A 9,413-nucleotide genomic window follows, 5' to 3' on the forward strand; every position below is an offset into this window, starting at 1 on the left:
ACGTACCGGGGACGGTCGTGCCGTCTACTCCGCGGGCGACCGGGTTGCGGTGCGCTCCATCGCAACCAGGTGGTCGGCGATGCGCAGCTGGTCGTCATGAGTGCGGCCGCCAGTGATGCGGTACTTGCCGTTGACCACGAGGGAGGGGGTCGAATCGACGCCGCTGCGGGCCAGGAACTGGCCGGCGCGCTTGATCCTGGCGTCGACGGCGAAGCTGTTCATGGTGCTGGCGAACTTCTTCGCATCGACACCATAGGCGGCGTAGAACGCGCCGAGCTGTTCGGGCTTGGCCACGGTCGGCGGCGGCGGCAGCTTGCGCTCGACGTGGATTGCGCGGAACACCGCGTCGTGGCTCTGTTCGAGCACGCCCAGCGTTTCGGCGGAGTAGAAGGCGCGTGCGTACGGTTCCCAGTAGCCGCCGAACGGCGCGGCCAGCGGCAGCACGTTGACATCGGCTGGCTGGCGGGCCTTCCAGGCCTTGAAGCTCGGTTCGAACTGGGCGCAGGCCGGGCAGGTATAGCCGAATACCTCGACCACCTCGATCTTGCCCATGACCGGGGCGAATGGCTGGCCGTTGGCGATCTCGACATAGTCGGTGCCCCGCACCGGCGCCGGGCCCTGCGGTGGCAGCACCGGATTGGTGTTGGCGGTGGCGGCTTCGGCAGGTTCGGCCGGCGCCGCGGCTTCGTCGTTCGCGGCTTCGCCATCGGTGGCTTCGCCGGTTGCGGCCGGTGCGTCGCTTTCCGTGGCTTCGCCGGGTGTGGCCTCTTCAGCCGGCATGGCGGTGGGCTCGGGCTGTGCGGCCGGTGGCGTCGGCGTCTCGGAGGAGCAGGCGCCCAGCATGGACACGAGCAGCAGCATCGGGAGCAGGCGGGCAGCAGTCTGGCATGCGGTCATCGGATGTTCTCCGCGAAGAAAAAGAAAAGTCGGCACATGGATGTGCGGGGATGTGCGGGTTGTTGCGAGGGATTCGCAATTCAGGATATGCAAGTCCGCACATGGTTGGCGGGATTTTTGCGAGCAGCCCGCAATCAGTATGGGGTGACGCGGGCGCCGCTTCGAGTGGCAAGGATACTGGCCTGTTCCCGTCTGGCGGGCGAATGCAGGTTGCGGTTCAGGCCCGGGTTCAGCGTGTGGCGGCGCGTTCACGCGCGATCAGGTGGTCGGCGGTGCGCAGCTGGTCATCGAAGGTGCGGCCGGCGATGCGGTAGCGACCGTTGACGATCAGGGTCGGGGTGCCTTCGACGCCGCTGCGGATCGCGAAGTCGCGCGCCGGCGACAGCCTGTCCAGGATGTCCTGCGAGGTCATCAGCGCCTTCAGGCGCGCGGCGTCCACGCCCTTATCGGCGTAGAAGGTCGCGATCTCGTCGGCGCTCGGGTTGCGCGGCAGCAGGCGCTCGTCGTGGATTGCCCGGAAGGTCGCGTCATGGGTGCGCGACAGCACGTCCATCTTTTCGGCCGCGAAGTAAGCCGCCGCCAGCGGGTCCTGGGCGCCATACGGCAAGGGCAGGTAGGTCACCCGCACGTCGCGGCCCTGCTTCTGTTTCCAGGCTTCCAGTGTCGGGGCGAAGCTGGCGCAGTGGTGGCAGGCGTAGGCGAACACCTCGACCACTTCGATCTTGCCGTCGTCCGGCCCCAGCCGCTTGCCGTCCGGGATCTCGATGTAGTCCTTGCCCGCGACCGGCGCGGTGGTCTGGACGCTGGCCTGGCCGGGCAGCAGCAGGATCGTGACGGCGGTGAGTGCCGCGAGCAGGCCGGACAGGGCGAACAGGCGGGCGCGAGGAGAGGTGCGGAGCGGTGAGGTCATCGGTCGGTCTCGTCGTAAGCGTTCGGGATCCAGTTTGCGCAAAGGTAACGCTGAACGAATCCAGCCGTCCAAAACAACAACGCCGACCGCGGTCGGCGGTCGGCGTTGCATGGGTCATGACCACAGTGGCCGGCGGGAAGTTCCCGCCATCTCCGGATCAGGACCCGCTGGCCGCTTCGGCTTCGGTTTGCGCCGGAGCGGACGGCAACGCCGGCGCATCGGCCGCCACATAGTCGTCCGCGCGCGGGTGCAGGCCTTGCAGGTAGCTGGACAGGGCGCCGATTTCCTCGTCGGTCAGCGGTGCGGCAACGGCGGCCATCACGTTGAACAGGTGCGGCTCCTGCTCGGCGGTCACGCCGGAGCGATACTCCTCCAGCCGGCGCTGGGTGTAATCGGCCATCTGGCCGGCGATATGCGGGTAGGCCGGGCCGGGGTTGCCGGTGCCGTCCGGGCCGTGACAGGCCAGACAGGCCGGGATGCCGCGCGCCGTGTCGCCGCCACGGAACAGCTTCTCGCCGACTTCGAAGAACTTCAGGCCTTCGTTCGGGCCGCTGGCGATGACGGTGTCGTCGGCCACGCCGGCGCCGGCCTTCTGGGTCGCGAAGAACGCACCGATGTCGCGCGCGTCCTGCGCCGACAGCTCGTCGGCGAACGGCTTCATCACCGCGGCCATGGCGCCGCTGCGCTCGCCGGTCTTGTACAGCGCGACCTGATGGGCGATGTAGCGCTCGTTCTGGCCGGCCAGGCGCGGATACTGCGGATCGCTCGGGTTGCCGTCCACGCCATGGCAGGCGGCGCAGGTGCCGGCCTTGGCGGCGCCTGCCTCGGCGTTGCCCCAGGCGACCGGCTCGGCGGCCAGCTCCGCGGCGGTGACCAGAGGCGCGGCTTCGACCGGCTCGTTGTCCGGGATCGGGTTGACCGTGGTCTGGGCGGCATAGGCGACCGTGGCGACCGCCAGGGTGGCGATGCCGATCAGGCCGAGGATGCGGGCTTGGCTCATCAGGCTGGGCTCCGAAACAACTTCTAGGGTGGCGCGCGGAATCCGGCGCCGGAACCGCGGAATTATCGTTGCCGGCCGGGAGCGGGTCAACGGAGGCTGAATGCCGGGCGGTCGTCGGCACGGCCCCGGCCCCCGCCGGATGGCGCGCCGTACGATCCGCCGTGCGATGCTATGGGCATGGCCAATCCCACCGATTCCAAGCCCGTCGCGGCCGCCAGACCGTCCAATCCGCTGGCCCGAGCGCAATACCTGTTGGCCGCGCATACCCCGGCCCAGCTGCCGGCGGATGGCGGTTTCGAGGTCGCTTTCGCCGGCCGCTCCAACGCCGGCAAGTCCACCGCCCTGAACGCGCTGTGCCAGCAGAATGCGCTGGCGCGGGTATCGAAGACGCCGGGGCGGACCCAGCAGCTGGTCTATTTCAATATTCCCCCGCATGCAGACCGTTACCTGGTCGACCTGCCCGGCTACGGCTACGCCAAGGTGCCCAAGGACCTGCAGGCGCACTGGCAGGCCTTCCTCGACCGCTGGTTCCAGACCCGGCACGCGCTCAAGGGGCTGGTGGTGGTAATGGACATCCGCCATCCGCTCAAGGATTACGACCGGCAGATGCTCGGCTACGCGGTCAGCCGCGGCCTGCCCGCGCACGCACTGCTGACCAAGGCCGACAAACTCGGCCGCGGTCAGCAGACACAGGCGTTGCAGGCGGTGCGCAAGGAGTTGAAGGCCGCCTTCGGCGATACCGTCGGCGTGCAGGTCTTTTCCGGTGCGGCCAAGCTCGGCGTCGACGAGGCGCGCGCGGTGGTGAACGGCTGGCTGGAGATCTAGGCAGGGTCGCGCGTCATCCTCGGCGGACGCCGGCATGACGGCACCGGTGATGCATTCGAGCCACTGTGTTCCGCGGGTGAAGTTGCCCGTTCATCATCCGCGACTACACTTTGAATCTTGCAGTCCGGCGCGACGCCCTCATCTGCATGGCAGGCCGTTGCCGAGGCCGCCCTTCCTTCCGACGAGGTGCATGTGTCCGGTCCCAGCGACGCCAAGGATGCCGTTATCGAAAGCCGCACCGACCTGCTCGAGTTCCTGAGCGGCGGCACCCGCCCGGCCAGCGACTGGAGGATCGGTACCGAACACGAGAAGTTCGGTTTCCGCACCGATGATCTTCGTCCGCCCGCCTTCGATGGCGAGCGCGGCATCGAGGCCGTGCTCAAGGGGCTGGTGCAGTTCGGCTGGGAGCCGGTCAGCGAGCACCTGCCCGGACAGCCGGGGCGGGTCATTGCGTTGTCGCGCGACGGTGCCTCGGTATCGCTGGAGCCGGCCGGGCAGCTGGAACTGTCCGGCGCGCCGCTCGAACACCTGCACCAGACCTGTCAGGAAGCGACCAGCCATCTGCGCGAGGTGCGCGCGGTCGCCGAACCGCTCGGGCTCGGCTTCCTCGGCATGGGCTTCCAGCCCAAATGGCGTCGCGACGAGATGCCGTGGATGCCGAAAGGCCGCTACAAGATCATGCGCGAGTACATGCCGAAGGTCGGCTCGCTCGGCCTCGACATGATGACCCGCACGAGCACGGTGCAGGTCAACCTGGACGTTGCCGACGAGGCGGACATGGTGAAGAAGTTCCGTGTCTCGCTGGCGCTACAGTCGGTGGCGACCGCGCTGTTCGCCGACTCGCCGTTCACCGAGGGCAAGCCCAACGGCTTCCTCAGTTACCGCTCGCACATCTGGACCGACACTGATCCGGACCGCACCGGTCTGCTCGACTTCGTGTTCGAGGACGGCTTCGGCTACGAGCGCTACGTCGACTACCTGCTCGACGTGCCGATGTATTTCGTCTATCGCGACGGCCAGTACATCGATGCGAGCGGGCAATCGTTCCGCGATTTCCTCGACGGCAGGCTGCCCGCATATCCCGGCCAGCGTCCGCTGCTGCGCGACTGGGCCGACCACAGCACCACCGCCTTCCCCGAGGTGCGGTTGAAGAAGTACCTGGAGATGCGCGGCGCCGACTCCGGTCCGTGGAACCGCATCTGCGCATTGCCGGCGTTCTGGGTCGGCCTGCTCTACGACGCCACCGCGCTCGACGCCGGCTGGGACCTGGTCAAGGATTTCACTCTCGCCGAATTGCATGCGCTGCGCGATGGCGTGCCGAAGCATGCGCTCAAGCTGCCGTTCCGCAACGGCACCGTGCTCGACCTGGCCCGCCGCGCGCTGGAGATCTCCGCGTACGGCCTGAAACGGCGCGCGAACGTCAATGCCAGCGGCGCCGATGAAACCGTCTACCTCGAACCGCTGATGGAGTTCGCCGAAGCCGGCATCACTCCGGCCGAACGCAAGCTCGAGCTGTTCCACGGCGCGTGGAACGGCAGCATCGATCCGGTGTTCCGCGAGTTCGCGTATTGAGCGAAGTCTGCGCGACGGCGCTCAGGCGGGGGCCGGAACCTGCCTGAGTGCGCGTTCGATACGGGTCAGGTGTGGCTTGTGCAGTTTCCGCGAGTAGCCGGGCAGGCGCTTCGCACGTGACAGTGCGGCCTCGCCCACTTCGATGGCCCGGGCCGCCTCGCCCCAGACGAACAACTGCTCGACATAGCAGGCGATGGCCTCGTAGCTGCCGCTGTAGTCGATCAGCGTCTCGAACTCCTCGCGCGCCTTGTCGCGATTGCCCTCGGCCGCGACTGCGCGTGCGTAGGTCAGGTGGCCGTCCTGCGAGCGGTAGTCGGGGTGCCTGGCGATGAGCTGGTCGAGCAGTTCGCGCGATTGACCGGCGTGTCCGGCCTCCAGGAAGGCGCGGGCGAGGCGGGACTGGATGTCCGGATCGTCGGTGTGGATGCCGCGCAGGGCGGCCTGGTAGTGGGGGATCGCCTCCGACGCCCGGCCGCCGTCGAGCAGGGCGTCGCCCAGGCGCAGGCGGTGCTCGGTGGTGGGCGAGTCCTCGAACGCCTCCATTGCCAGTCGCAGTTCGCGCTCGGGGTCGACCACCCGGCGCATTTTCCGGTGCAAGACCCGCGCCTGCGGTGAGTGGCGCTGTTCGGGCAGCCAGATCGCAACCGCATACACGATGCTGCCGAGCAGCGGAAACGCGAACAGCACGAACAGCCAGTAGCGATCCTGGCCGCTGCGCGCGGCATGGACGGCGAAGAACAGAGCGATGACGACGTGCAGGCCGAGTCCGATGGGCATGGGTGGGATCCTTCGCAGATGCGATGCGGGCGGGAGTGTTCCACAGGGATGCGGCTGTGCGCCAGCCTGCACATCAAATCCGGCTGCCATCGTGTCCACACACTCATCCGATCGGTGTTGGTCGGGACGGGCCGGATCGGGCCGCAATGCATCATCCGTTGCAGCCGCAACCGACGCGCAGTCGTTGCTGCAGTGCGGTAGGCTGGACGGATGACCCCGTCAGCCCCATCTCGCACCCCCTCCCGCACGGCCCCACGTACTGAGTCCACCGAACCGGCCGAGGAGCCGTTGCGCATCGTCGAATTCGCGCCCACCGATGCGCTGCTGCGCGAAGACGTGAAAACGCTTGGCGCCCTGGTCGGCGAGATCCTGGCCGAGCAGCGTGGCGAGGATTTCCTCGCCGAGGTCGAGGAGTTGCGCCGCACCGCGATCCGTCGCCGCGAGTCCGGGTCGCCGGTCGACGAACTGGCCGCCGCTTTGTCGGGTATCGAACTGGATCAGGCCGGCGACCTGGTGCGTGCGTTCGCGACCTATTTCCAGGCGGTCAACCTGGCCGAACGGGTGCATCGCATTCGTCGTCGGCGCGATTACGAGCGCGCCGGCGCCAGCCCGCAACCGGGCAGTCTTCGTGAGGTGCTCGGTTCGCTGGCGCGTTCCGGCGTCGGCGCCGAGGAACTGCTCGAACTATTGCCGCGGCTGCGCATCGAGCCGGTGTTCACCGCCCATCCGACCGAGGCGGTGCGCCGCGCGCTGCTGGAGAAGGAGCGCCTGATCGTCGGCTGCCTGGTCGACGACATCGACCGCGGCCTGACCCCGGCCGAGCGCCGCGCCGACCGCGACCGCATCCGCCAGGCCCTGACCGCGAGCTGGCAGACCGCCGAGGCGCCGGCAGCCAAGCCCAGTGTCGCCGACGAGTTCGAGCACGTCGGTTTCTACCTGTCGGAGGTGTTGTACAAGGTCCTGCCGGTGTTCCACGAGGCCTTCGACGAGGCCTTGAACGAAAGCTACGGTTCCAAGGACATGCCGTTCGAGGGTGTGCTGCCGCCACTGCTTGGCTTCGGCACCTGGGTCGGCGGCGACATGGACGGCAATCCCAATGTCGGCGCCGACACCATCGTCGCAGCCCTCACAGGCCAGCGTGGATTGGTATTGACGGCATACAAGCGCGACCTCGGCGCACTGGCCGGGATGCTGAGCCAGTCCGTGCACCGGGTGAACGTGGACGCGGCGGTGCTGGAGCGGCTGCAGGCTTACCGGCAGCTGTTGCCACTGGCGGCCGAGCGGTTGCGTCCGCGCCACGCCGACATGCCGTACCGCAACCTGCTGGCGTTGATGGCCGAGCGACTCGAACTGACCGCGCGCGAGGCACCGGGCGGTTACCAGGACGCGGCTGCCTTCCTCGCCGATGTCGAAATGATCGAAACCAGCCTCGCCGCGAACGGCGGCGCCCACGCCGGCCTGTTCGGCGTGCGCCGCCTGCGCCGGCGCGCGCAGTGTTTCGGCTTCCACCTGGCCACGCTCGACCTGCGCCAGGATTCGGCTGTGCACGATGCCGCGTTGGCGGCGCTGTTCAACGACCCGCAATGGCCGCAACGTTCGCCGGAACAGCGCGCCACACGCCTGCACGAGATCGTCGAAGGCGAGGTCGAGGTGCCCGCGGTCGAACCCGAACCGGCGGCGCCGGTGCTGGCGGTGTTCCGCACCGTCGCCGAACTGCGGCCGCTCTTCGGCGCGCGTGCGTTCGGCCCCTACATCATCAGCATGAGCCGCAGCGCCGCCGATGCGCTGGCGGTGCTGGCGCTGGCCCGGGTCGCCAGATGCATCGACGACGACGGCCAGGTGCCGCTCGACATCGCGCCGCTGTTCGAGACCGTCGACGATCTCGCTGCCGCGCCCGACACGCTCAAGGCGCTGTTCGCCGATCCGCTCTACCGCGCCCACCTGCAGGCCCGCGACAATCGCCAGATGGTCATGCTCGGCTATTCCGACAGCGCCAAGGATGGCGGCATCGTCGCTTCGCGCTGGGCGTTGCAGCAGACCCAGATCGCGCTGACCCAGCTCGCGCACGAGAGCGGCATCCGCATCGCCTTCTTCCATGGCCGCGGCGGCTCGATCAGTCGCGGCGGCGGCAAGACCGAGCGTGCGGTGATCGCCGCACCGCGCGGTTCGGTCGACGGCATCCTGCGCCTGACCGAGCAGGGCGAGGTGATCCATCGCAAGTACGGCATCCGCGCGATCGCTTTGCGCAACCTCGAGCAGACCACCGGCGCGGTGCTGCGCGCGACCCTGCGCCCGCGCCCGCCCGAACCGCGAGAGGAGGGCTGGCGCAGGATCGCCGCCGAACTTGCCGACGACGCCCGCGCCCGTTACCGCGCGCTGGTCCACGAGCATCCTGATTTCCCGGCCTACTTCCGCGCCGCCACCCCGATCGACGTGATCGAGCGCCTGCGCATCGGTTCGCGCCCGAGCAAGCGCCCCAGCGGCGACAAGGCGCCCGGCATCGGCTCGCTGCGCGCGATCCCGTGGGTGTTCGCCTGGGCGCAGAACCGCGCCGGCCTGACCGCCTGGTACGGCGTCGGCACCGCGTTGCAAAAAGCGCTCGGCACCCACGGCCGCGACACCCTCGCCGAGATGGCCCGCGACTGGCCGTACTTCGGCACCCTGGTCGACGACGTCGAGATGGTGCTGGCCAAGTCCGACCCGGCCATCTTCGAGCGCTACTCGCAACTGGCCGGCGACCTGCACGACCGGCTGCACCCCGGTATCGCCGAAGAGTTCGAACGCACCCGCGACGCGGTACTTGCGATCAAGGGCGAGGACGACCTGCTCGCCCACGACCATCGCCTGCGCCAGTCGATCCGCCTGCGCAACCCCTACATCGACCCGATCAGCCTGCTCCAGGTCGACCTGCTCGCCCGCTGGCGCAACGCCGGCCGCCCCGACGACGCACGCCTGCAGGCCCTGGTGGCGACGGTGAACGGGATTTCGGCGGGGATCCAGAACACCGGGTAAGTAGCGATGTCAGCGTCGATCCCGTTGCTGATTGCGGTTGCCGTCCTGTGGGGAGCGATCGTGGCGTTGCCCGAGCGCGTGCGTCTTCGCGGCGATCGCATCGTTGTCCGTCGTGGTCTGCGCTTGGAATCGATTGCAGTGGCCGACATCCGAGCGATCCGTTTCCACTACCACGCCGTGGTCGGTTTTGTCAGCGTATGGGAGCTTGTGTCCCGTCATGGATGCAGTCTCATGATCGAAGGGAGGGCATGGGGCGCGCGTAGCGTGCTGGGGGCGCTGGAAGTGCGACTGCCCGGCTTTTCCCTGCAGGAATTGGATCGACAGTTCGAACAGGGGGATGTCGAGGACACTCTCGAACTCTGGCGCTTGCCTCGTTCCGGGTAGCTGCGGGTACCACGCCAGTTCCAGCACCGGCTCCAC

The 9,413-nt window shown here is 68.4% G+C and carries 8 protein-coding genes; 4 read left to right on the forward strand and 4 right to left on the reverse strand.

The features are described 5' to 3' along the window. Positions 1–24: 24 nt before the first annotated feature. The 3 genes from FKV23_RS01400 to FKV23_RS01410 all read right to left on the reverse strand — a co-directional run bounded on the left by FKV23_RS01400 (position 25) and on the right by FKV23_RS01410 (position 2,807). Positions 25–897 carry a thioredoxin domain-containing protein gene (locus FKV23_RS01400; protein WP_141622247.1) on the reverse strand — a complete coding sequence of 291 codons (873 nt, stop codon included), beginning with the start codon at positions 895–897 and terminating at the stop codon, positions 25–27. A 229-nt stretch (positions 898–1,126) separates the two neighbouring features. Then, a complete protein-coding gene (locus tag FKV23_RS01405) occupies positions 1,127–1,807 on the reverse strand; it encodes a thiol:disulfide interchange protein DsbA/DsbL (RefSeq protein WP_141622248.1) in 681 nt (226 codons plus the stop codon). Positions 1,808–1,964: 157 nt separating this feature from the next. Continuing rightward, the gene (locus FKV23_RS01410; RefSeq protein WP_141622249.1) at positions 1,965–2,807 is read right to left on the reverse strand and encodes a c-type cytochrome; all 843 of its coding nucleotides are present in this window, start codon (positions 2,805–2,807) and stop codon (positions 1,965–1,967) included. Between the two features lie 177 nt (positions 2,808–2,984). On the opposite strand from FKV23_RS01410, the gene yihA reads away from it, so the two are divergent. Beyond that, positions 2,985–3,632 carry a ribosome biogenesis GTP-binding protein YihA/YsxC gene (gene yihA / locus FKV23_RS01415; RefSeq protein ID WP_141622250.1) on the forward strand — a complete coding sequence of 216 codons (648 nt, stop codon included), beginning with the start codon at positions 2,985–2,987 and terminating at the stop codon, positions 3,630–3,632. A 192-nt stretch (positions 3,633–3,824) separates the two neighbouring features. Continuing rightward, positions 3,825–5,204 carry a glutamate--cysteine ligase gene (locus FKV23_RS01420; protein ID WP_141622251.1) on the forward strand — a complete coding sequence of 460 codons (1,380 nt, stop codon included), beginning with the start codon at positions 3,825–3,827 and terminating at the stop codon, positions 5,202–5,204. A 21-nt stretch (positions 5,205–5,225) separates the two neighbouring features. Here the strand turns inward: FKV23_RS01420 and FKV23_RS01425 are convergent, their stop codons facing one another. Continuing rightward, positions 5,226–5,981, reverse strand: coding sequence for a tetratricopeptide repeat protein (locus FKV23_RS01425; protein WP_167284882.1), 756 nt, complete (start codon positions 5,979–5,981; stop codon positions 5,226–5,228). Positions 5,982–6,269: 288 nt separating this feature from the next. On the opposite strand from FKV23_RS01425, the gene ppc reads away from it, so the two are divergent. Beyond that, positions 6,270–8,993, forward strand: coding sequence for a phosphoenolpyruvate carboxylase (gene ppc / locus FKV23_RS01430; protein ID WP_407067637.1), 2,724 nt, complete (start codon positions 6,270–6,272; stop codon positions 8,991–8,993). Positions 8,994–8,999: 6 nt separating this feature from the next. Next, positions 9,000–9,377 (forward strand): hypothetical protein, encoded by a 378-nt coding sequence (locus FKV23_RS01435; RefSeq protein WP_141622254.1) that lies wholly within the window; start codon positions 9,000–9,002, stop codon positions 9,375–9,377. The last annotated feature ends 36 nt before the right edge of the window (positions 9,378–9,413 follow it).

It is taken from the genome of Lysobacter alkalisoli, from assembly GCF_006547045.1.
Taxonomy (GTDB): domain Bacteria; phylum Pseudomonadota; class Gammaproteobacteria; order Xanthomonadales; family Xanthomonadaceae; genus Marilutibacter; species Marilutibacter alkalisoli.